Raw genomic sequence first — 21,560 nt, forward strand, 5'->3', positions numbered from 1 at the left:
ACCGTCGGCTCCTCAACCAGGCGCTGTTCAAGACGATCTACATCGACGAGGACAACGACGTGCGCGTCGGCTACCGCAACCCGTACGACGGGCTGAGCATCCCCGGCCTCCATGCCGACGCACTGAGTTGGGCCGCCGAGGCAAAGAAAATGGGCCAGGCTGACCCCGCGACCAAGGGCGGACCCTTGGTCGCGAGTTCAAACCTGACCCGTTTGGGGTGACTGACGGGACTCGAACCCGCGACAGCCAGGATCACAACCTGGTGCTCTACCAACTGAACTACAGTCACCATCGGCGTCGGATCACAGCGCGTGCGCCGTTTTCCTGACCGGACTCATACTCTAGCCGCTTTCGGGCCAGAAACTCCAATCGGTTTGCTACCTGCGTGTTTACGCCGGTCCGAGCTTCTCGACGATCTCCTCGAGGTGCTGCGCGTCGGGGCCCGGTGCCGGGACGAAGGCGGCTTCGCGGTAGTAGCGAAGCTCGCGGATCGATTCACGGATGTCGGCCAGCGCGCGGTGCGCCAGGCCCTTGTCCGGCTGGCCGAAGTAGATCGCCGGGAACCAGCGACGGCACAGTTCCTTGATGGAGCTGACGTCGACCATCCGATAGTGCAGGTATGCGTTCAGCTCCGGCATGTCGCGCGCGATGAAGCCGCGGTCGGTGGCGATCGAGTTACCGGCCAAGGGGGCGGCGCCTGCGGTCGTGATGTGCGCGCGCAGGTAGTCGAGCACGGCCTTCTCGGCCTCGGCCAGGGTGACCGTCGACGCCCGGACCTCCTCGGTGAGCCCGGAGTCGGCGTGCATCTTGGTGACGACGTCGGGCATGTTCGCGAGCGCCTCGTCGTCGGCGTGGATTACCAGATCGACGCCTTCCCCGAGAATGTTGAGGTCGCTGTCGGTGACGAGAGCGGCGATTTCGATGAGCTTGTCGGATCCGACATCGAGACCGGTCATCTCGCAGTCGATCCACACCAGTTTGTCTTGCACCCGGTCAACTCTAGTGCCGACGAGGTGCCGCCGCCCGTTCGGATCCGGCCCGCGGACTACTCGGCCTCGCCCATCTTGCCGTAGAACTTTCCGACGATCGGCGCGACGATCGCGCGCGGCGAGTAGCCGCCGGCAATCGACATCGCCTTGCTCAGAGTTCCGGGCACCACCCGCATCTTGTTGCGACGCAAGGCATCGAGACTCATCTCCGCGACCTTGTCGGATGAGTGCCACAGGAAGTCGGGGACCATCTTGTCGACGATCGACTGGTCTTCGGGCGCCGGAGTCTGGGTGCGCACGGGGCCGGGCGCCAATAGCGTCACGTGAACGCCGGTGCCCTTGAGCTCGCCGCGCAGGGATTCGCTGAAGGTGTTCACGAACGCCTTGGTGGCCGCGTAGGTGGCGTTGTTCGGGATCGGCATGTTGCCCGCGGCCGACCCGACCATCAGGATGCCGCCGGAGCCGCGCTTCACCATCTGGGGGAGCACGGCCAGCGTGAGGTCGTGCACCGCGTTGGCGTTCAGGCGAACCTGGGCCCGCTCGTAGTCCGGGTCGAGGTCGGCGATGGCACCGAAAGTCGCGATGCCCGCGTTGTTGCACAGAATCGAGATGTCGCGCCCGGACAGTTCGTCGCACAGGCGTGCGGTGGCCTCGAGGTCCGACAGGTCGACCGCCCGGACCTCGGCATCGACGCCGAACCGCGACTGCAGTTCCAGGGCGAGCGTCTCAAGGATCTCGCTGCGTCGGGCAACCAGGATCACCGAGTGTCCGCGGGCCGCGAGCGCGCGGGCCAGGGCCATTCCGATGCCGGAGGAGGCGCCGGTCACGACGGCGCGAGCAGATTTACGAGGAGGTACGGGCATGCGGTCATGGTAGCGAGGGTGCGGCGCGAGCGACGTGGGCCGGTTCGGCATGAGTCCGACCGTTGAATGGGGGACGATGGACGGATGAAGAAGGCTGGTCAATGGCTCACCTGGTCCGGACTCGCTCTCGGGATCGTGACCGTCGTCGTCGGGATCGTCCTCGCGGTGGTCGGGTTCGGTAAGGTCGCCGACCTGTCCGACGGATCGTTCCGCGTCGACGGACCCACCGAGCACGTCGCCGAAGCGGATTCTGTCCTGGTCATGTACCACTCGGACGTCATTACGTTCTCGCCGACGTGCACGGCCACGGGCCCCGCGCCGCCGGAGGTCGACTGGCAGCGGACGGACTCGATTCGGATCAACAACCTGACGGTCGTCTCATTCCAGTCGTTCCGCTTCGTCGAAGCCGGCACCTACACGATCGCGTGCGATGCGCCCGGCGTGATCGCCGGGCCCAAGCTCTCGGTCACGGGCATCTTCGCCGGCGTCGGCGGGATCCTGGTGGTCGCGTTCGGCGGCGGAATCGGATTCGTGATGCTGATGTTCGGCGCGATCTTGTGGGCGGTCGGTGCGAGCAAGGCCAAGTCCACGCCGAACGCCCAGTGGCCGCCCGGACTGCAGGGGCCGCCGTACGACGGTGGGCACCGGTAGCGTTCGGTCCCAGTAGAGTTCAGCCCCAGTAGAGTTCAGTTCGAACGAAGTAGTTCACCCCGATGCCACGGTGAAAGGCTCTACCTATGTCCGAAGGATCGTCGACAGTCACTTATGCGAACTTCGTTCGCGTCGAAAGTGCGCGCATGTTCGCGGGCATCGCGGCCAATGCCGGTGGCACCAACGTCTGGCATCACTATCGCGTCCCGACTCCCATCGACCAGCAAACGGTCATCCGGATGAACCGCGACACCCTCTACAGTGCCGCGGTGGTCGACATCTCGCGGGGAGCGACGTTGACGATTCCCGAGGCCGGCGAGCGCTACCTGTCGGTGATGATCGTCAACCAGGACCACTACATCAATCGGGTCTTCCACGAGGCGGGCGAGCACTCGCTGACGCCGGACGAGTTGGGCAGCGACTTCGTCCTCGTCGCGGCACGAGTACTGGTCGACGCCGAGGACCCCGCGGACGTGGCGGCGGTCAATGCGCTCCAGGACGGGTTCGGCCTGGAGTCGGTCGCCGGCGGAGCGTTTGTGCCGCCCGTCTACGACGAGGAGTCGTTCCAGCGCACGAGGAACGCCTTGCTCGAACTCGCACGCGGACTCGGGGGCATGGACCGCTGCTTCGGGCGGCGCGAGGACGTCGATCCGATTCGGCACCTCCTCGGTACGGCGACGGGCTGGGGCGGGCTGCCCGAACAGGAGGCGTACTACGTGATGGTGGACCCGGGCCTGCCGGTCGGGGAGTACTCGCTGACCGTCGGTGGCGTACCGGTCGACGGGTTCTGGTCGGTGTCGATGTACAACGCCGACGGCTACTTCGCCCCGAACCCGCAGGACGCGTACAGCGTCAACAACATCACCGCGGTGCCGAACGCAGACGGTACCGTGACCATCCGGTTCGGTGGAGATCTGACCCGTCCGAACACCTTGCCGATCGTCGACGGATGGAACTACGCCGTCCGGCTCTACCGACCGCGGCCCGAAATCATCGACGGCACCTGGCAGTTCCCGACCTTCCAGCAGGAGACTCAGTCATGACCGAAACGATCACCGACCTCGTCGCCGCGTATGCCTACGGCTTCCCGCTCGTCTTCGACCTCGAGCAGGTGGAGCGGTACCGCACCGTCGGCGTCGGCAAGAACGCCGCGGCCGACTGGAACACCTTCAGCCACGCGCGGTCGCTGGCCGGGCCGGAGGACACCTTCGTCACCATCAACAACGACACCCTGTACTCCATCGCCCAGCTCGACCTGAGTGTCGGACCCATCCTCCTCGAGGTGCCCGCCACCGCGGGACGCTACTTCGTCCTGCAGTTCGTGAGCGCGTGGACGGAGAACTTCGCCTACATCGGTCACCGGGCCACGGGGTCCGACGCGGGACGGTTCCTGCTGGTGCCGCCGGACTGGGTCGGGTCCGAACCGGACGACGCCATCGTGGTGCGCGTGCCGACGACAGTCGCTTCGATCGTCGGTCGGTGGGCCGTCGAGAACGACGCGGACCTCCCGGCCGTGCATGCGCTACAGGACGCCACGACCCTCACCTCCGTGAATCCTGCCGCAGTGCCCGCAGGGATGCCGTCGATCGACACCGGGCTGTCGGACACGGCCGCCTTCTGGCAGCGCTTCGTTCGGTGGAGCGAAGCCTTCGCGCCGGCCGAGCGTGACCGCGCGATGCAGGCGCGCTACATCGAACTCGTCAGTGCATCCGACGAGGCCGACCTCGCGGCGGCGGTGGTGCAGGGTCGGGCCCTCTTGGAGAAGGTCCTCGCGGGTGGTGGTGGCAATGCCCTGGTGAACGGGTGGAACCTGGCGTACCACTCGTTCGATTACAACCTCGACCACTTCGAAGTCGGTGCTCTCGATGACCCCGCGTTCAAGATCGCCGATCCGCAGCAACGCATCATCCAAAGGGCTTCCGTCGCGCTCGGCGGACTGTGGGGCAACCACGCCTACGAGGCCGCGTACATCGCGACCTACATCGACGACGAGGGAGAAGCCCTCACCGGTGCCAACACCTATCGGTTGCACTTGAACCCGCTGCCGCCGGTGTCGGCATTCTGGTCGTTGACGATGTACGACGTCCCCGACTACTTCCTCGCGGCGAACCCGGCGAACCGCTACTCGATCGGCGACCGGACCGCGGGCATCGAGTACGAGGACGACGGTTCTCTGGTCATCACGATCTCGCATGCTGAACCGACCGATCCGCGGGCGCGCGCCAATTGGCTGCCCGCCCCGGCGGGCGAGTTCCGGCCGGTGTTGCGCATGTACGAGCCGGATGCCGCGGTGCTGGACCAGACCTACACTGTGCCCGCGATCGAACGAATCGACTGAACTCCTGCCCGCTGCGCAGAAACGAGGGGTGGTCCAGCGCGAATTGCGCTGGACCCCCCCTCGTCTGAGACCTGTCAGTGCCGGATCACGGCATGCCGGCAGCGACCTCCGTGCCCTGACGGATGGCGCGCTTGGCGTCGAGCTCGGAGGCGAGGTCGGCACCGCCGATGACGTGCGTGATCACTCCCGCCTCGGTCAGCGGGTCGACGAGATCGCGGACTGACTCCTGGCCCGCGCAGACCACGACGTTGTCGACCTCCAGCACCCGCTGGCCGGTCACGTTGCCTTCCTTGTCGCGGACGGTGATGTGGAGGCCCTGGTCGTCGATCTTGTCGTAGCTGGCGCCGGAGATCTGCTCGACGCCCTTCATCTTGACGGCGGCGCGGTGCACCCAGCCGGTGGTCTTGCCGAGCGTCTTGCCCTGGCGGCCGGGCTTGCGCTGCACCATGTACACCTCGCGGGTGGCCGGAACCGGGCGCGGCCGCGTCACGAAACCGGGGGTGTCGAGATCCTCGGTGACGCCCCACTCCTGCTCCCATTCCTTCAGATTCAGAGTAGGCGACTCGTCGACCGTCAGGAACTCGGTGACGTCGAAGCCGATGCCGCCGGCACCGATCACTGCCACGCGCTTGCCGATCTCCCGGTGGCCGAGGACGGCGTCGGCGTACGAGACGACCATCGGGTGGTCGATGCCCTCGATCTCCGGGATGCGGGGGACCACGCCGGTCGCCACGACCACCTGATCGAAGCCGCCGTCGATGATCTCCTGCGCGGTGACCCGAGTGCCCAGATGGACGTTCACGTGGTTGATCTCGAGCTGGCGGGTGTAGTAGCGGATGGTCTCGTTGAACTCTTCCTTGCCCGGGATCCGAGCAGCGATCGAGAACTGGCCGCCGATGCTGTCGCCGCCCTCGAAGAGGTCGACGCGGTGCCCGCGCTGCGCCGCAGCAACTGCTGCCGAGAGGCCTGCCGGGCCGGCGCCGACCACCGCGACGCGCTTGGCGGTTCGGGTGGCGCCGAGCGTCAGAACGGTCTCGCGTCCGGCGCGCGGGTTCAGCAGGCACGAGACCTTCTTGCCGACGAACGCATGGTCCAGGCAGGCCTGGTTGCAGCCGATGCAGGTGTTGATTTCGTCCGAGCGGCCGTCCTGCGCCTTGTTCGCGAAGTCGGGGTCGGCCAGCAGCGGACGGGCCATCGAGATGGCGTCGACCTTGCCGTTCTGGAGGATCTCCTCGGCGAACTCCGGGGTGTTGATGCGGTTGGAGGCGATCAGCGGGATGTCCACGACGTCGCGCAGGCGCTCGGTGAACTTGACGAACGCGCCGCGCGGCACCGAGGTGACGATGGTCGGGACCTGGGCCTCGTGCCAGCCGATGTCGGTGTTGATGGCGTCGACGCCGAGTTCCTCAGCGCGCTTGGCCAGCAGCGCGATCTCGTCGAACGTCTGGCCGTTCTTGACGAAGTCGGCGACGCTCTGACGGAGGATGATCGGGAAGTCGCGCGGGACCTTCCTGCGGATGTCCTTGATGATCTCGATCAGGAAGCGCTGGCGGTTCTCGGTGCTGCCGCCCCACTTGTCGGTGCGGTCGTTGGTGTGCGGGCACAGGAACTGGTTGATCAGGTAGCCTTCGCCGCCCATGATCTCGATGGCGTCGTAGCCTGCCCGACGGGCCAGCTTGGCGGACTCGCCGAACGAGCGGATGACGTGCTTGATGATCTGTTCGGTCATCTGCAGATGCTTGAACGGGTGGATCGGGCTGGGTTCGCTGCCCGCGGCCACCTTGAGCGGCGTGTAGCCGTAGCGTCCGGCGTGGATGATCTGGAGCGCGATCTTGCCGTTCTCGGCGTGGACCGCCTTGGTGAACTCGCGGTGGCGCAGCATGTCGGCGTTGTTCGTCAGCTTGCCCGCGAACGGCGACAGCAGACCGGTGCGCGACGGTGCGAATCCGCCGGTGATGATGAGGCCGACACCGCCGCGGGCGCGCTCGGCGTAGTACGCCGCGAGCTTCGGGGTGTCCCACACGCGGTCTTCCAGACCGGTGTGCATCGAACCCATGACCAGGCGGTTGTCGAGGGTCATCCCGCCGATCTGCAGCGGCTCGAAGAGCTTGGGGAAGTGGGCGTTGGGCGCCGTCTGGGCTGTCATTGGCGCGACCTTTCTAATCGAGGGAACAACTCGTGGAAACAGAGGGAGTGGACTGCGGGGATCAGCGGCTGGTGGCTGCAGGCTGTGCGGCGGATTGATTGTCGACTTCGCGCTGGAACCGGACCAGCACCTCATCGCACCAGGTGATGGTGTGCTCGTGCATCAGGATTCCGCCGCGCAGCACCAGGTACTGGCCCAATTTGCGGCCGCTCAGTGCATCGGGATCGGGGTAGTACTCCTGCTCCCATCCCTGGAACACCGCCAGCAGGCCGGCGGCTTCGTCGCGGTGCGCGCGCAACTCGGTGATCACGGTGGGGAGGTCGCCGAGATCCGCGGCTCGCAGCTTCAGGCCGATGTCACTGCGCAGCGGAGAGAGCGGCGTGGGACTCGAGACCCAGTCGGCCAGCAGGTCGCGGCCGGCGTCGGAGAGGGTGTACACCTTCTTGTCCGGACGGCCGTCCTGCGCGATGGACTCGAAGCTGACCAGCCCGTCGGCATGCAGCTTCTTCAGCGTCCGGTAGATCTGCTGGTGCGTTGCCGACCAGAAGTATCCGATGGATCGGGAGAACTGCTGGCCGATCTCATAGCCGGTCCCCGGTCGCTCGGAGAGCGAGACCAGGATCGCGTGCTCAAGTGCCATGGTCGAAGAGTAGCAATGCAACAATGCGGTATGCAACAGTTTTCATATGAACTCTGGTGCATGGGACGTTGGTCGCCTCCTGAACAGGCCCGGAGTGCCGCGTCGCAGGGATGTCGGGCACGCGACGTAGATTGCTGCTATGACAGTGGACGTGACCTCGTTTCGCCGCATCGCCCTTCCCGGAACCGCTCCCGAAGACGTCCTCTGCCTCGAAGACGGCAGGGTGGTGACCGGAATCGACGACGGACGTCTTCTCGTCGTCGACCCCAAGACGGACGACGTCTCCGTTCTGGCCGACACCGCCGGACGACTGCTGGGGCTGGAGATCGGCGACGACGGTTCCATCTACATCTGCGACCACGATCGGGGCCTGCTGAAGCTGGAGGTCGGTGAATCACGGGCCAAGGTGCTCGCCGACTCCGTGGAGGGACGCCCGCTCCGCTTCGCGAGCAACGTGGTCCACGCGTCCGACGGCACGCTCTACTTCTCGTCGTCGTCGCAGAACTTCACGATCGACCGCTGGCGGTCGGACCTCATCGAGCATTCCGGCACCGGCCGACTGATGCGACTGGTCCCGGGCGGCGAGGTCGAGGTGCTGCGGGACGACCTTCAGTTCGCCAACGGCGTGGTGCTGAGCCCCGAGGAGGACTACCTCCTGGTGGCCGAGACCGGTGCGTCGCGAATCTCCCGCTACTGGCTCACCGGCAGCGCGGCCGGGACCTCCGACGTCTTCTACGACGACCTCGGCGGCTACCCGGACAACATGTCCATCGGCAGCGACGGACTGCTGTGGGTCGCGCTCGCCTCGCCCCGCAACTCGGTCCTCGAAGGGATCTTCCGGCTGCCGTTGCGCGCCCGCAAGGTGCTCGCTCGAGCGCCTCAGAGCGTGGGACCGGCACCTGAAGAGGTGGTCTGGGTGCAGGCTTTCGACTTCGACGGCACTCTGGTCCGCAACATTCGGATCGACGACGTCGACTTCGGCTTCGTCACCTCGGTCGCCGAGAACGACGGGATGCTCTATCTGGGGACCATCATGGGCAATGCGCTCGGCGTACTCGAGGTCGACGAGTAGCGCCCCTGGCACATCGTGGGCAGCTCGAACGGCTGCAACGATCAGTCCCAGGGGCGCCGCCCGAGGGAAGCCTTCCCTCAGCGGGCGATGCCGAGACTGATCGTGGCGCCTATCGCGGTGTCGGCGCATGTCGGCGGTTTTTCGCACACCTCACTCCGCTCGCGCGCTGCCGGTGAGGCGATCATTACTTTCGCGTGATGGACGCGGACCGCGGCCGCAACACACGGTTCATAAGGTTCGGGCAGAACCGATCGCCGGATCGGGCGAACTAGGAGACGCCGTGAGGATCAGACCAGTTTCAGGCCTGCGCACCAGATCGCGAACCATCACCGATTGGGACCCGGAGGACACCGTCGCGTGGGAGGGCGGGGGCGCGGCCGTCGCCCGCCGCAATCTGATCTGGTCGGTGATCGCCGAGCACGTCGGGTTCTCCGTATGGACGCTGTGGTCGGTTATGGTCCTGTTCATGCCGACCGACGTCTACGGCATCAGCGCCGGCGACAAGTTCCTGATCGGCGCGGTCGCGACCCTCTCAGGCGCGCTACTGCGGTTTCCCTACACGCTGGCGACGACGCGCTTCGGCGGACGCAACTTCACCATCTTCTCCGCGCTGGTGCTGATGGTGCCGGCGGTCGCGACCATCGTCATCCTGGCGAATCCGGGGCAGCCGCTGTGGGTGTACCTGGTGTGTGCGGCACTCGCCGGTTTCGGCGGCGGAAACTTCGCATCGTCGATGACCAACATCAACGCCTTCTACCCGCAGCGGCTGAAGGGCTGGGCTCTCGGGTTGAACGCCGGCGGCGGCAACCTCGGTGTGCCCGCCGTCCAGCTGGTGGGCCTGCTGGTGATCGCCTGGGCGGGGGATCGGCAGCCGTACTGGGTGTGCGCGCTCTACCTGGTGCTGCTCGCCGTGGCTGCCCTGGGAGCGGCGCTGTTCATGGACAATCTCGAGGGCCCGGGAGTCGATGTGGCGTCGATGCGCGAGGCCGTCGCCGACCGTGACACCTGGATGATCGCACTGCTGTACATCGGCACCTTCGGCTCGTTCATCGGCTTCTCGTTCGCGTTCTCGCAGGTGCTCGCGCTGAACTTCCTCGAGCGCGGCGACACCCCGGCGCAAGCGTCGCTGCATGCCGCGCAGATCGCCTTCATCGGCCCGCTTCTCGGTTCCATCGCCCGCGTGTACGGCGGCAAGCTCGCCGATCGGGTGGGTGGCAGCCGAGTGACGCTCGGCGTGTTCGTCGCCATGATCGGTGCGGCGGGTGTTCTGCTGGTCGGCAGCTCGATCGCCGTGCAGGTGGTGGGTTTCATCGCCCTGTTCGTGCTCTCGGGCATGGGCAACGGCTCGGTCTACAAGATCATCCCGTCGGTGTTCGAGGCCAAGGCGCGAGCCCTGCCGTTGGATGAGTCCGGCCGCGCGGCGTACTCGCGATCGATGTCGGGCGCGGTGATCGGCATCGCCGGAGCCATCGGTGGACTCGGTGGCGTCGGCATCAACATGGCGCTGCGGCAGTCGTACCTCAGCACCGGATCGGCCACCGTCGCCGTCATCATCTTCGCAGCCTTCTATCTCGTGGCCGCGACCGTCACCTGGCGTGCGTATGTCGGGGTGCCTCGGACCGTTGGCGAAACATCGACGACAAAAACGTCTGCGAAACTGGCTTCATGACTGCCGCGACGGGACTCGCATGAGTACCCCAACCACCGATGATTCTCGGTCGACCCCGCCATCACTGGCGGGGTTCACCGTTGCCATCACCGCTGCTCGACGAGCCGAAGAGTTCGCGGCCCTGCTGACGCGCCGCGGCGCGCAGGTGGTCGCCGCCCCCGCGATCGAGATGATCCCGCTGGCCGACGACCGCGCACTGCGTGCCGGCACCGAAGCGCTCATCGCATCGCCACCGGACCTGCTGATTCCGACCACCGGCATCGGATTCCGCGGGTGGATCGAAGCCGCTGACGAGTGGGGTCTCGCCGATCAGTTGATGTCCGCCTTCGGCGGGGCGCGGATCCTGTCGCGCGGCCCGAAAGTGACCGGAGCCCTCCGTGCGGCGGGGCTCCGCGAAGAGTGGTCGCCGGAATCGGAGTCGTCTGCCGAGGTGCTGGCGCATCTGCGTCCCGAGGACGTCGCCGGCCGCCGCGTGGCGGTTCAGTTGCACGGAGCCATCGACGGCTGGGACCCCAACCGCGACTTCGTCGACGGACTCACCGCGCTCGGTGCCGAAGTGGTGGCGGTTCCGGTGTACAGCTGGCGTCGACCCACCGATCTGGGGGCCTTCGACGCGCTGATCGACGACGTGGTGGCGCATCGCGTGGACGCGGTGACGTTCACCTCGGGACCTGCTGCGGTGTCGATGCTGACGAGGGCGGGCGAGCTCGGCGTCCGCGAGCGACTGGTCGCAGCCCTCGCCGGACCGGTCGCTGTCTACAGCGTCGGGCCGGTCACGGCGGCGCCGCTGGAGCTCGCGGGCGTGACGAGCCGCTGCCCGGAGCGGATGCGACTCGGCGCGCTGGCCCGCCTGGTCGTCGACGACCTGCCGGGGCGCACCGGCGAACTCACGGTGGCCGGCCATCGACTCGGATTGCGAGCCGCGGCGGCCGTCGTCGACGGCGAGATCTGCGACCTGCCCGCGTCAGGACTGCGTCTGCTGAAAGCGCTGGCCGGCGGACGCGACGGTGTGCCGGGGACCGTGGTCTCGAGGGCCGACCTGCTGTCGGTGGTCGGTTCGGACGACGAGCACGCGGTGGAGGTGGCCGTCGGCAGACTTCGCGCGGCGCTCGGTCATCGCGAGATGATCGCGACCGTGGTCAAACGGGGATACCGGCTCGCTGTCGACATTCCGTAGCCGCGAACTCCCGAGCCGTAGCCACCCGGGCACACGCCAACTCGATCACCGGTGTCGCAAGCCCCAGCGGGCGCGCGACGACATCGGCACCGGACTCTTCCAGCCGCCGCTGGAAGAGTCCGTCGGCGAGCAGGTAAGACGCCACCGCGACGCGACGTCGTCGGTCGTGCCTGCGGAGGTCGGCGACGGTTTCCGCCACCGAGCGGTAGGGCGAGGCTCCGGAGACGCTCGCGAACGCGACCTCGACGGGCGAGCCGCGCAGGGCGGACAGGTACCGGGCCGCGCACTCGATGTCGCGGTGCGCGGCCGGGTCGGATGAGCCGGCCGCGGCCAGGACGACGGCGTCGTTGCACGTCGTCCCGGCCTCGGCCAGGCGGATCATGAGGGCCTGCGCGAGCAATCGCGAGGGCCCGAGGGCGTCGGCGAGAAACACCGGACGGTCGGCCTGCGTCACGTGGCGGGTCACGTCGACGCGCACGTGGTGTCCGCGCGCGAGGAAGGCAGGCAGCACGGTGACCGGTCCCGGAGGCAGCTCGGCCAGCATCTCGCTGGGCGACGGCCCGACCACGTCGACGAAGCTGACCGCGGCGGCCCGACCGCAGCGGTCGGCGATCGCGTCCGCCAAGCGGTACGACATCTCGACGCCGTGGGGATTGCGGGTGCCGTGTGCCACGAGGAGGACCGTCACGGTGCCACCCGATCGACAGTGCGGACCTCGCTGACGGTGTCGGCATTGAACCCGGCGGGACGGAACCCGAACCGGATGTTCGGCGCGTTGGCGACGAATACCGTCCCGTCCAGGCCCACCCGGGTGCCGTAGACGGGGATGCGCACGCCGTCGGCATCGAGGCAGCGCCCGTCGATCAGGCTGAACGCCTGCTTCTTCAGTGGCGAGGCGACCACCGGGAAGCCGTTGCGGTCGCCGACGATGCCGCGGGACATCACTGCGGCGCGACTGATCGGGTCGATGTTGCCGACTGCCCGAAGGCTGTCGTCGGCGAGTCGGAAGAGCGCCACCTGGGCGCCGTCGGGCAACAGCACCGCGACGCCGCGGAGCCGGTCGAGGCGGTCGAAGTGGCAGGCCTCGGTCCAGTCCCGGGTCCACCGGTGCAGGTCGAAATAGTTGTTCATCGCAGTGCCTTTCGCGTTGGGGGCTGTTCGAACGGGCCTGGACGGGGTCAGTCGCGGGGGAGCGCGGGCGAGCCGAGCAGGACGGGCACGCGGCGCCCGTTGCTCTCGCCGAACGAGACCGTCGGGTCGGGAACGCCGGGGGCGTTGACGAACGAGACGAAGCGACGCAGCTTGTCCGGGTCGTCGAGCACGCCCTTCCACTCGCACTGGTACTCCTCGACGTGGCGAGCCATGTCGGCCTCGTACTCGGCCGCGAGCCCGAGGCTGTCGTCGATCACCACGGCCTTGACCCGGTCGAGCCCGCCGCCGGGACCGTCGAGCCAAGTGGATGTGCGCTGCAGCCGTTCGGCGGTCCGGATGTAGTACATGAGGAACCGGTCGATGTAGGCGATCAGCGTCGCGTCGTCGAGGTCGCTGGCGAGCAGTTGCGCGTGCCGCGGCGTCATGCCGCCGTTGCCCGCGACGTACAGGTTCCAGCCCTTGTCCGTGGCGATGACGCCGACGTCCTTGCCTCGCGCCTCCGCGCACTCGCGGGCGCAGCCGGAGACGCCCATCTTGATCTTGTGCGGCGACCGCAGCCCGCGGTACCGCAGCTCGAGATCGATGGCCATCCGGACCGAGTCCTGCTGGCCGTAGCGGCACCAATCGGAGCCGACGCAGCTCTTGACCGTCCGCAACGACTTTCCGTAGGCGTGGCCGGACTCCATGCCACCGTCCACCAGTCGCTGCCAGATGGGCGGCAGTTGATCGACCGTCGCACCGAACAGGTCGATGCGCTGGCCGCCGGTGATCTTGGTGTACAGCCCGAAGTCGCGGGCGATCTCACCGATCAAGATGAGGTGCTCGGGCGTGATGTCGCCGCCGGGCACTCGCGGCACCACCGAGTAGGTGCCGTTGCGCTGGATGTTCGCCAGGAAGTGGTCGTTGGAGTCCTGCAGCGACGCCTGCTCGCCGTCGAGAATGTGGCCGGAACCGATCGACGCCAGGATCGATGCGACGGTCGGCTTGCAGATGTCGCAGCCGGTGCCCGTGCCGAAGCTCTCGATGATGCCGGAGAAGGTCCGCACCTTGCCCGCGCGGATCATCTCGAAGAGTTCGGCGCGGGAGGCCGAGAAGTGCTCGCACAGGGCGGTGGACTGCTCGACGCCCTGCTCGTCCAACAACTGCGACAGCAGTGGCACGCACGAACCGCAGGCGGTGCCGGCACCGGTGCAGCCCTTGAGCGCGGCGACGTCACAGGCGCCGTCGGCGATCGCCGCGCACAGCGTGCCCTTCGAGACGTCGTTGCACGAGCAGATCTGAGCGTCGTCGCCGAGGGCGCCGACTCCGAGAGCCGGGGCGTCGCCCGCCGGGCTGATCAGACTGACCGGGTCGCCGGGGAGGGTGGAGCCGACCAGCGGTCGGAGGAGTCCGTATGCGCTGGCGTCACCCACCAGCACACCGCCGAGCAGGGTCGACGCGTCGTCGGAGAGCACCAGCTTGGCGTAGACGCCGCCGATGGGATCGGAGACCACCACGTCGAGGGCGCCCGGGGTGGTGCTCAAGGCGTCGCCGAAGCTGGCGACATCGACGCCGAGCAGCTTGAGCTTGGTTGCGGTGTCGGCGCCGGGGAACACCGCCGAGCCGCCCAGCAGGCGGTCGGCGACCACCTCGGCGGTCGCGTATCCGGGGGCCACCAGGCCGTAGCAGCGGCCGTCGATCGCGGCGACCTCACCGACGGCGAAGATGCTCGGATCGCTGGTGACACAGCGTCCGTCGGTCAGCACGCCGCCGCGCTCGGCGATGTCGAGGCCGGCGTCGCGGGCGAGCTCGTCGCGCGGTCGGACGCCGGCGGCGAAGACCAGGAGCGCTGCGTCGACCACGGTGTCGTCGGCCAGCGTCACGCGGACCCCGTCGTCGGTCGACTCGATGGACTTGGTGCCCGACGAGAGGGACATCGCGATGCCGAGGTCGCCGATCATCCGGGCGAGGTGCTCGCCGCCGCCGGTGTCGACCTGCTGGGACATCAGCCGCGGGTTCACCTCGACGACGTGCGGGGCCAAGCCGAGGAGGCGGAGGGCATTGGCGGCTTCCAGACCGAGGAGACCGCCGCCGACGACGATGCCCACGGGAGTGGTCCCGGCCGGGGCGTTGGCGATGGCACGGTCGGCGCGGTCACGGATGGCGTCGAGGTCGTCGAGCGTGCGATAGACGTGGCAGCCGGGGGAGTCGTGCCCGGGGACCGGCGGAACGAAGGCACGCGAACCGGTGGCCAACACGAGGGAGTCGTACGAGACCTCGTCGCCCGACGCCGTGCGAACCACCCGACGTGTGCGATCGATCTCGGTGACCTGCGCGTCGATGTGCAGCGCGACGGCGCTGTCGGCGTCGTAGCGGCAGCCGGGCAGGGCCATCTCCTCGCGGGCCCACGACCCGACGTAGCTGGAGAGGCCGACGCGGTCGTATGCGGGATCGGACTCTTCGCCGAAGACCACGACGTCCCACTGGCGGTCGGTGTCGCGGGCGCGCAGCGCCTCGACGAACCGGTGTCCGACCATGCCGTGTCCGATGACTGCAACGGTCTTGCTCATTGGCTGATGTCCTTTCCAGTTCCTGCGGGCCGGCAGTCGTGCCGGCGCCGCGTCGTTCGGCTCGGAAACGACGTTACGAACGCGGTGTTGCATCTCCGCGCGCCGAACGTTGCGGGCAGATGACGACTCCCGCACGAGATTTCGGCGAGGTTTCGCCCCGGGGCGTGTGGTCAGTACACATCCCGGACGTAGCGCTTCTCGGCGGCGAGGGCACGCAGGTAGTTGGCCGCGCCGGAGGGGGCGAGGCGGCCGTGCTCGGCGATGATCGTCTGCAGGGTCTCGTCGACATCGCGGGCCATCTGCTTGGCGTCGCCGCACACGTAGACGTACGCGCCGCGACGGAGCCAGGCCCAGATCTCGGCGGCGTTCTGCCTCATGAGGTGCTGCACGTAGACCTTGTCTTCCTGGTCGCGCGAGAAGGCGACGTCGAGTCGGGTCAGCAGCCCGGACTGACGGAATCCCTCGAGTTCGTCGGCGTAATAGAAGCCGCTGTCCCGGTGGCGCTCACCGAAGAACACCCAGTTGTCGCCGGTTGCCGCGGTCGCCGAGCGCTCGTGCAGGAAGGCCCGGAAGGGCGCGATGCCGGTGCCGGGACCGATCATGATCGCCGGTGCGTCGGCGTCGGCGGGCGGACCGAAGTTGGTGTTGGCCTGGACAAAGAGACGAGCGGTGTCGCCGACGGGGGTGTCGGCGAGGAAGCCGGAGCAGACGCCCTGGCGGCGGGCGTCGTCGCTGCCGAAACGGACGATCGACGCGGTCACCTCCACGCGGCCGGGGTGGGCGGCCGGACTCGACGAGATCGAGTACAGCCGGGGCTGAAGGCGACGGAACACCGACAGCCACTGCGTGGCCGACGCCTCGACGGGGTGCGTGGCGAGCAGATCCACCGACTGTCGACCCCACGCCCAATCGGCGAGCGCACGGGGATCGTCGAGCAGTGCTGCGAGTTCGGCGTCCTCGTGGTGCATGCCCACGAACGCGACCAGTTCCCTGGTGCAGCGGGCGATCTCGAAGTTCTCGGTGAGTGCTTGCCGCAACGCGACGTCTCGGTCGTCGATCTGAACCGGTTGGTCGCCGTCTAGGCCCGTGACACGCAGCCACTCGTCGACCAGGGCGTCGCTGTTGCGCGGCCAGACGCCGAGGGCGTCGCCCGCGCGGTACTCGAGCGTGCCGGACGGCAGTTCGAACCCGATCCGGCGCACTTCTTTGTCGGCGGTGGGGCGGCCGAGCGCCAGATTGTCCACGACACGGGCCGGGAACGGGTTGGTGCGGGAGTACGCGGCGTCGGGCTCGACCTCCGGCTCGGCGGCGGAAAGGTTGTCGACAGCCTGCGCGACGCCGGCGACCCACGGTCCGGCGACGCCGGCGTAGTCGGGTTCGCAGTACGCGGTGGCGCAGATCCGCTCGGCTTCGAGGGTGTGGAGTCGCGCGTCGAGCTTGCGAGCGAAGCCGCAGAAGTCGGCGTAGGCGGAATCGCCGAAGCCGAGCACCGCGTAACGGAGTCCGTGCACGTCTTGCGCGCTGGCGCCGGAGAGGGCGTCCCACAGGGCGACAGCGTCGTCAGGTGCCTCGCCGTCGCCGGTCGTCGCCACGACGAAGACGACGTCACCGACGAGATCGTCGATGCCGATGCGGTCGGCGTTGGTTGCGGTCACCGCGAACCCGGCCTCGGTGATGGCCGCGACGCACTCGGGAACGTATCCCTCGACCGTCCCCGTCTGCGAGGCCCAGACCACCCGAATAGTACGAGCCGCAGCTTCGGCAGGGGCGATGACCAAGCCCGACCCCGCCAGCGGCAGCCGGGAGAAGTAGCCGGCGAGGACACCGTCGGCCCAGTCGCGGGTCGACGGCGCCAGCGGCGCGTGCTGCGGGACGGTCGGCACATGGCCGTCGGGCGGATTGGCCGACAACCCGCGCAGCAGACCCGCGAGGTAACTCCGCTCGCTGTCCGAGAGCGTCGGTTCGGCGTGCTCGACGCCGAGCGCGGTGGCGAGACCCACCGATCCAGCGGTGGCGGTCGCGGGGGAGGCGGTGGTCGGCACGGGCGGCTCCTGCAGGTCGGGGGCGGGGCCGGAGAGGCGAGTGAGTGCGACGGCACACGCCTTGAACTCCGGTTGGAGCGAATCGGGGTCGACGGCATCGCTGGTGACGGCGTTGATCGCCAGCAGTTCACCGAAGGAGTCGCCCCAGTGCATCGGCACGAAGCACACGCCCTCGGCGATGGCGTCGTCGATGCGTGCGCGCACGCGAGCGAGTCCACGGCGGGAGCGGACCTCGACCAGATCGCCGGCGGCGATCCCGAGAGCGGAGCCGTCGGCGGGATGCATCTGGATGTACGGCTCGGGGTCGAGGCGGTTCAGCTTCGCCACCCGGCCGGTCTTGGTCATGGTGTGCCACTGGTTGGCGACGCGACCCGTGGTCAGCACCATCGGGTAGTCGTCGTCGGGCAGTTCAGCCGGCGGCAAGTGCGGCCGGACGAGGAAGCGGGCGCGACCATCCGGTGTCGGAAAGCGCGGGACGTCGTCCGCGGCGAGATACCGAATCGGGTTGCGCCGCGGCCCGACCGGGGCCGCGGGCCACTGGACGGGACCGCCGCGGAGTCGAGCGTAATCGACGCCGCGCAGGTCCCAGCCGGTCATCGGATTGTGAAAGCCGGTGATCTCGTCGAAGACGGCGGCGGCGTCCGGGTGCGCGAAGCCCGCGGCATACCCCATCGCCCGGGCGATCTGCGAGATCAGCACCCAGTCGGGCCGGGCCTGCCCCGGTGCGGGCACCGCTGCGCGCGTGAGGCTCACGCTGCGCTCGGAGTTGACCATCGTGCCCTCGGCCTCGGTCCACAATGCGGCGGGCAGGAGTACATCGGCGTAGGCGGAGGTCTCGGTCCCCTCGAAGGCCTCCTGGACGACGACGAACTCCGCCTTCTCCAGGGCCGCCGTCACGACCGACCGATTGGCCACGGAGGCGACGGGATTGGTGCAGATGATCCACGCGGCTTTGATCCGACCCGCGGCCATCTGCTCGAACATGTCGATGGTGCCGCCGCCCGGGTCGCTGCTGATGGTGCCCTCGGGAACGCCCCACATCGTCTCCACGTCTCGGCGATGGGCGGCGTCGAGCGCGGTGCGCTGGCCGGGGAGGCCGGGCCCCATGTAGCCCATCTCGCGTCCGCCCATCGCGTTGGGCTGACCGGTGAGCGAGAACGGTCCGGAGCCGGGGCGGCAGATGGTACCGGTCGCCAGGTGCAGATTGCAGACGGCGTTGGTGTTCCACGTGCCGTGAACGGACTGGTTGAGGCCCATCGTCCACAGGCTCACCCAATTGTCGGCGCCGAGCAGCATCTCGGCGGCCGCGCGCAGCTCGGCTTCGTCGACGCCGGTGAGCTCGGCGACCCGGTCCGGCGGGTAGTCGTCGAGCAGGTCGCCCATCGACTCCCATCCGGTGGTGTGGGCGGCGATGAACTCCTCGTCGATGCCGCCGGCGTCGACGACCAATCGCAGCAGGCCGTTGAGCAGGGCCAGATCCGAGCCGGGACGCACGCGCAGGTGCACATTCGCTTTGCGGGCGGTGGCGGTGCGACGCGGGTCGACGACGATGAGTTTGGCACCGGCCGCCACCCGGTCGAGCAGGCGGAGGAACAGAATCGGGTGACACTCGGCCATGTTGGACCCGATCACCAGGAAGGCGTCGGCGTGGTCGAGGTCGTCGTAGCTGCCCGGCGGGCCGTCCGCTCCCAGCGACTGCTTGTATCCGGTGCCCGCGCTGGCCATGCAGAGGCGGGAGTTCGATTCGATCTGGTTGGTGCCGAGGAATCCTTTGACGAGTTTGTTGGCCAGGTACTGCGACTCGAGGGACATCTGGCCCGAGACGTAGACGGCGATGGAGTCGGCGCCGTGACGGTCGCGGATCTCGGTGAGGCGGCGAGCGGTCTCGGTGATTGCGTCGTCGACGTCCGCAGGCCTCGGGTCGCCGGTGCGGTGGTCGCGCACGAGTGCGGTGGTGAGGCGGCCGGGCGCATTGAGCATGTCGGCGGTGGTCGCCCCCTTGGTGCAGAGGCGGCCTCGATTGGCGGGGTGCGACTTGGTGCCGCGCGACCCGGACACTCGTCCGTCGGTGACGTCGAGTGTCAGGCCGCAGCCCACACCGCAGTAGCCGCAGACGGTGTCCACCGATGCTGCGTTGTCGACTGATGCTGCGGTGTCGACTGATGTTGCGCTGTCGACGGGCTCTGCGGCGTCGGCGGACCGCAGGTGCAGGGATTCCGAGACCATGACAGTCACGGTCGTACGCAAGTGTTTCGCGGTGGGCAGCGTCGCGTTACAGACAGGTCAACTTCGCGCCGATGTTCCCTACCGAGCGCTTGTTAGGGTAATAAGGATGCATGAGAGATGCAGTGATCGTCGATGCCGTTCGCACACCCATCGGTAAGCGCAACGGCGGCCTGGCCGAGATCCACCCCGGAGACCTGAGTGCGCACGTGCTCACCGCCCTCGCCGACCGCGTCGGCTTCGACCCCGCCTCGATCGACGACGTGATCTGGGGCTGCGTCAGCCAGGTCGGCGACCAAGCGGGCAGCATCGGACGCGTCGGCGTCCTCGCCGCGGGCTGGCCGGAGTCGGTGCCCGCGACGGTCGTCGACCGTCGGTGCGGTTCGAGCCAGCAGTCGGTCCACTTCGCCGCCGCCGGCGTGATGGCCGGCCACTACGACATCGCCATCGCCGGCGGTGTGGAATCGATGTCGCGGGTGCCGATGGGCGCCGCACGCGGCGACGGCAAGCCGTACCCCGCCTCCGTGCTCGACCGCTACGGCGTCGACGGATTCAATCAGGGCCTCGGCGCCGAGATGATGGCCAAGCGCTGGAACCTGTCACGCGAGCAGCTCGACGCCTACTCCGCCCGGTCGCACGAGCGCACCGCGGCTGCGCAGGACGCCGGCGCCTTCGACAACCAGGTCATCGGGTTCGACGGCGGCCTCGCCGCGGACGAAGGCGTGCGCCGCGGAACCACCGTGGAGAAGCTCGGCGGTCTGAAGACCCCGTTCGACCCCGAAGGCGTCGTCACCGCGGGCAATGCCTCGCAGATCTCCGACGGCGCGGGCGCACTGCTGGTGACCACCAGCGAGATCGCCGCGGCCAACGGATGGACGCCGATGGCCCGCGTCCACACCGTCGCCCTCGCGGGCGACGACCCGGTCATCATGCTGACCGGTCCGATCGCGGCCACCCAGAAGGCGCTGGAACGCTCGGGTCTCAAGGTGTCGGACATCGGCGCGTACGAGGTCAACGAGGCGTTCGCGCCGGTGCCCATGGCCTGGCAGGCCGAGATCGGGGCGTCGGACGACGTCCTGAACCCGGTCGGCGGAGCGATCTCGGTGGGCCACCCGCTGGGCGGCTCCGGCGCCATCCTGATGACCCGGCTGGTGCACCACATGCGCGACAACGGAATCCAGTACGGCCTGCAGACCATGTGCGAAGCCGGCGGCATGGCCAACGCGACGATCCTGGAACTGCTGTGAGCGACCCCGTGCTGTTGGTGGAGCGCGACGGCGATGTCGTCACCTGGACCATCAACCGACCAGAGACCCGCAACGCGATCTCGGAGGACGATGCGATCGATGCGTTCGTCACGGCTGTCGAGGAGACCAATCGGGATCAGTCGATCCGCGCGGTGATCCTCACCGGCGCGGGAACGGCGTTCTCCGCGGGCGGCAACGTCAAGGACATGGCTACCGCGACCGGCCTCTTCGGCGGTGCGCCGCACCAGCAGCGCGTCGGCTATCGGGAAGGCATCCAGCGGATCCCGCGCGCGCTGTACTCGCTCGAGGTGCCGATGATCGCGGCCGTCAACGGTCCCGCGGTCGGCGCGGGCTGCGACCTGACCCTGATGTGCGATGTGCGGATCGCGTCGACCAAGGCGTTCTTCGCCGAGAGCTTCGTCAAGCTGGGCTTGATTCCCGGCGACGGCGGCGCGTGGCTGCTGCCGCGGGTGGTCGGACCGGCACGGGCCGCCGAGATGGCCTTGACCGGCGATCGCGTGGATGCGGCGACGGCGCTCGAGTGGGGCATCGTCTCCCGCGTGGTGGAGCCGGACGAGTTGCTGCCTGCCGCGCGCGAACTGGCGGCCCGAATCGCGGTGAATCCGCCGGTAGCGGTGCGGATGACCAAGAAGCTCCTGCGTGAGTCGTCCCAGCAAACGCTCGACCAACTGCTGGAACTGTCGGCCACCATGCAGGCGGTGGCGCACCACACCGAGGATCACCGCGAGGCGGTCGCCGCGTTCCTGGAGAAGCGACCGGCGACGTTCGTCGGACGGTGACC

At 68.3% G+C, this 21,560-nt stretch carries 17 protein-coding genes and 1 tRNA gene; 9 read left to right on the forward strand and 9 right to left on the reverse strand.

Features of this window, described 5'->3' with window-relative positions:
- The coding region (locus GX543_RS05045) for a hypothetical protein (protein ID WP_290850264.1) at window positions 1-221 on the forward strand (221 nt) is incomplete at its 5' end.
- On the opposite strand, the gene GX543_RS05050 is transcribed toward GX543_RS05045, so the two are convergent.
- The 3 genes from GX543_RS05050 to cmrA all read right to left on the reverse strand — a co-directional run bounded on the left by GX543_RS05050 (window position 214) and on the right by cmrA (window position 1,852).
- Window positions 214-289 (reverse strand) — tRNA-His (locus GX543_RS05050). The two genes, GX543_RS05045 and GX543_RS05050, sit on opposite strands and share 8 nt — an antisense overlap.
- A 100-nt stretch (window positions 290-389) precedes the next feature.
- Entirely contained in the window at window positions 390-989 is a 600-nt protein-coding gene (gene orn / locus GX543_RS05055; RefSeq protein ID WP_290850265.1) for an oligoribonuclease, read from the reverse strand.
- A gap of 56 nt (window positions 990-1,045) precedes the next feature.
- Entirely contained in the window at window positions 1,046-1,852 is an 807-nt protein-coding gene (gene cmrA, locus GX543_RS05060) for a mycolate reductase (RefSeq protein ID WP_290850266.1), read from the reverse strand.
- Window positions 1,853-1,936: 84 nt separating this feature from the next.
- On the opposite strand from cmrA, the gene GX543_RS05065 reads away from it, so the two are divergent.
- The 3 genes from GX543_RS05065 to GX543_RS05075 all read left to right on the forward strand — a co-directional run bounded on the left by GX543_RS05065 (window position 1,937) and on the right by GX543_RS05075 (window position 4,841).
- On the forward strand, window positions 1,937-2,503 hold the full coding sequence (locus GX543_RS05065; RefSeq protein ID WP_290850267.1) for a hypothetical protein: 567 nt from the start codon (window positions 1,937-1,939) through the stop codon (window positions 2,501-2,503).
- A 146-nt stretch (window positions 2,504-2,649) separates the two neighbouring features.
- Window positions 2,650-3,546, forward strand: coding sequence for a DUF1214 domain-containing protein (locus GX543_RS05070; protein ID WP_290850269.1), 897 nt, complete (start codon window positions 2,650-2,652; stop codon window positions 3,544-3,546).
- Window positions 3,543-4,841 (forward strand): DUF1254 domain-containing protein, encoded by a 1,299-nt coding sequence (locus GX543_RS05075; protein ID WP_290850271.1) that lies wholly within the window; start codon window positions 3,543-3,545, stop codon window positions 4,839-4,841. Before GX543_RS05070 ends, GX543_RS05075 begins: the two co-directional genes overlap by 4 nt.
- 85 nt (window positions 4,842-4,926) lie before the next feature.
- Here the strand turns inward: GX543_RS05075 and GX543_RS05080 are convergent, their stop codons facing one another.
- Window positions 4,927-6,987, reverse strand: coding sequence for an NADPH-dependent 2,4-dienoyl-CoA reductase (locus tag GX543_RS05080; RefSeq protein ID WP_290850273.1), 2,061 nt, complete (start codon window positions 6,985-6,987; stop codon window positions 4,927-4,929).
- Window positions 6,988-7,048: 61 nt separating this feature from the next.
- Complete coding sequence (locus GX543_RS05085; RefSeq protein WP_290850274.1) at window positions 7,049-7,627, reverse strand: PadR family transcriptional regulator; 579 nt, start codon at window positions 7,625-7,627, stop codon at window positions 7,049-7,051.
- Between the two features lie 139 nt (window positions 7,628-7,766).
- Here GX543_RS05085 and GX543_RS05090 point away from each other — a divergent pair, with 139 nt between their 5' ends.
- The 3 genes from GX543_RS05090 (at window position 7,767) to GX543_RS05100 (ending at window position 11,545) form a co-directional block, all read left to right on the forward strand.
- Complete coding sequence (locus tag GX543_RS05090; protein WP_290850276.1) at window positions 7,767-8,699, forward strand: SMP-30/gluconolactonase/LRE family protein; 933 nt, start codon at window positions 7,767-7,769, stop codon at window positions 8,697-8,699.
- 280 nt (window positions 8,700-8,979) lie between these two features.
- The gene (locus tag GX543_RS05095; protein WP_290850277.1) at window positions 8,980-10,368 is read left to right on the forward strand and encodes an MFS transporter; all 1,389 of its coding nucleotides are present in this window, start codon (window positions 8,980-8,982) and stop codon (window positions 10,366-10,368) included.
- Window positions 10,369-10,387: 19 nt separating this feature from the next.
- Window positions 10,388-11,545 carry a uroporphyrinogen-III synthase gene (locus GX543_RS05100; RefSeq protein WP_290850278.1) on the forward strand — a complete coding sequence of 386 codons (1,158 nt, stop codon included), beginning with the start codon at window positions 10,388-10,390 and terminating at the stop codon, window positions 11,543-11,545.
- Here the strand turns inward: GX543_RS05100 and GX543_RS05105 are convergent.
- The 4 genes from GX543_RS05105 to GX543_RS05120 all read right to left on the reverse strand — a co-directional run bounded on the left by GX543_RS05105 (window position 11,508) and on the right by GX543_RS05120 (window position 19,514).
- Window positions 11,508-12,233, reverse strand: coding sequence for a sirohydrochlorin chelatase (locus GX543_RS05105; RefSeq protein ID WP_290850280.1), 726 nt, complete (start codon window positions 12,231-12,233; stop codon window positions 11,508-11,510). The genes GX543_RS05100 and GX543_RS05105 overlap by 38 nt on opposite strands.
- On the reverse strand, window positions 12,230-12,676 hold the full coding sequence (gene nirD / locus GX543_RS05110) for a nitrite reductase small subunit NirD (protein WP_290850281.1): 447 nt from the start codon (window positions 12,674-12,676) through the stop codon (window positions 12,230-12,232). The genes GX543_RS05105 and nirD overlap by 4 nt, the downstream gene beginning before the upstream one ends.
- 47 nt (window positions 12,677-12,723) lie before the next feature.
- Window positions 12,724-15,246 carry a nitrite reductase large subunit NirB gene (gene nirB, locus GX543_RS05115; RefSeq protein ID WP_290850282.1) on the reverse strand — a complete coding sequence of 841 codons (2,523 nt, stop codon included), beginning with the start codon at window positions 15,244-15,246 and terminating at the stop codon, window positions 12,724-12,726.
- A 170-nt stretch (window positions 15,247-15,416) separates the two neighbouring features.
- Window positions 15,417-19,514 (reverse strand): bifunctional nitrate reductase/sulfite reductase flavoprotein subunit alpha, encoded by a 4,098-nt coding sequence (locus GX543_RS05120; protein ID WP_290850283.1) that lies wholly within the window; start codon window positions 19,512-19,514, stop codon window positions 15,417-15,419.
- A 110-nt stretch (window positions 19,515-19,624) separates the two neighbouring features.
- Here GX543_RS05120 and GX543_RS05125 point away from each other — a divergent pair, with 110 nt between their 5' ends.
- Both GX543_RS05125 and GX543_RS05130 read left to right on the forward strand, forming a co-directional pair.
- Window positions 19,625-20,758 carry a thiolase family protein gene (locus GX543_RS05125; RefSeq protein WP_290850284.1) on the forward strand — a complete coding sequence of 378 codons (1,134 nt, stop codon included), beginning with the start codon at window positions 19,625-19,627 and terminating at the stop codon, window positions 20,756-20,758.
- Window positions 20,755-21,558 carry a crotonase/enoyl-CoA hydratase family protein gene (locus tag GX543_RS05130; protein WP_290850286.1) on the forward strand — a complete coding sequence of 268 codons (804 nt, stop codon included), beginning with the start codon at window positions 20,755-20,757 and terminating at the stop codon, window positions 21,556-21,558. The genes GX543_RS05125 and GX543_RS05130 overlap by 4 nt, the downstream gene beginning before the upstream one ends.
- The last annotated feature ends 2 nt before the right edge of the window (window positions 21,559-21,560 follow it).

The organism is Gordonia sp. (in: high G+C Gram-positive bacteria) (genome assembly GCF_012515855.1).
GTDB lineage: Bacteria > Actinomycetota > Actinomycetes > Mycobacteriales > Mycobacteriaceae > Gordonia.

Bases quoted from the DNA above. Each gene is read 5' to 3' on its own strand.
- GX543_RS05080 (WP_290850273.1), bottom strand. From the start codon at position 6,987: ATGACAGCCCAGACGGCGCCCAACGCCCACTTCCCCAAGCTCTTCGAG.
- nirD (WP_290850281.1), bottom strand. From the start codon at position 12,676: ATGAACAACTATTTCGACCTGCACCGGTGGACCCGGGACTGGACCGAG.
- GX543_RS05090 (WP_290850276.1), top strand. From the start codon at position 7,767: ATGACAGTGGACGTGACCTCGTTTCGCCGCATCGCCCTTCCCGGAACC.
- GX543_RS05075 (WP_290850271.1), top strand. From the start codon at position 3,543: ATGACCGAAACGATCACCGACCTCGTCGCCGCGTATGCCTACGGCTTC.
- GX543_RS05065 (WP_290850267.1), top strand. From the start codon at position 1,937: ATGAAGAAGGCTGGTCAATGGCTCACCTGGTCCGGACTCGCTCTCGGG.
- GX543_RS05100 (WP_290850278.1), top strand. From the start codon at position 10,388: ATGAGTACCCCAACCACCGATGATTCTCGGTCGACCCCGCCATCACTG.
- GX543_RS05120 (WP_290850283.1), bottom strand. From the start codon at position 19,514: ATGGTCTCGGAATCCCTGCACCTGCGGTCCGCCGACGCCGCAGAGCCC.
- nirB (WP_290850282.1), bottom strand. From the start codon at position 15,246: ATGAGCAAGACCGTTGCAGTCATCGGACACGGCATGGTCGGACACCGG.
- GX543_RS05070 (WP_290850269.1), top strand. From the start codon at position 2,650: ATGTTCGCGGGCATCGCGGCCAATGCCGGTGGCACCAACGTCTGGCAT.
- GX543_RS05085 (WP_290850274.1), bottom strand. From the start codon at position 7,627: ATGGCACTTGAGCACGCGATCCTGGTCTCGCTCTCCGAGCGACCGGGG.
- cmrA (WP_290850266.1), bottom strand. From the start codon at position 1,852: ATGCCCGTACCTCCTCGTAAATCTGCTCGCGCCGTCGTGACCGGCGCC.
- GX543_RS05125 (WP_290850284.1), top strand. From the start codon at position 19,625: ATGAGAGATGCAGTGATCGTCGATGCCGTTCGCACACCCATCGGTAAG.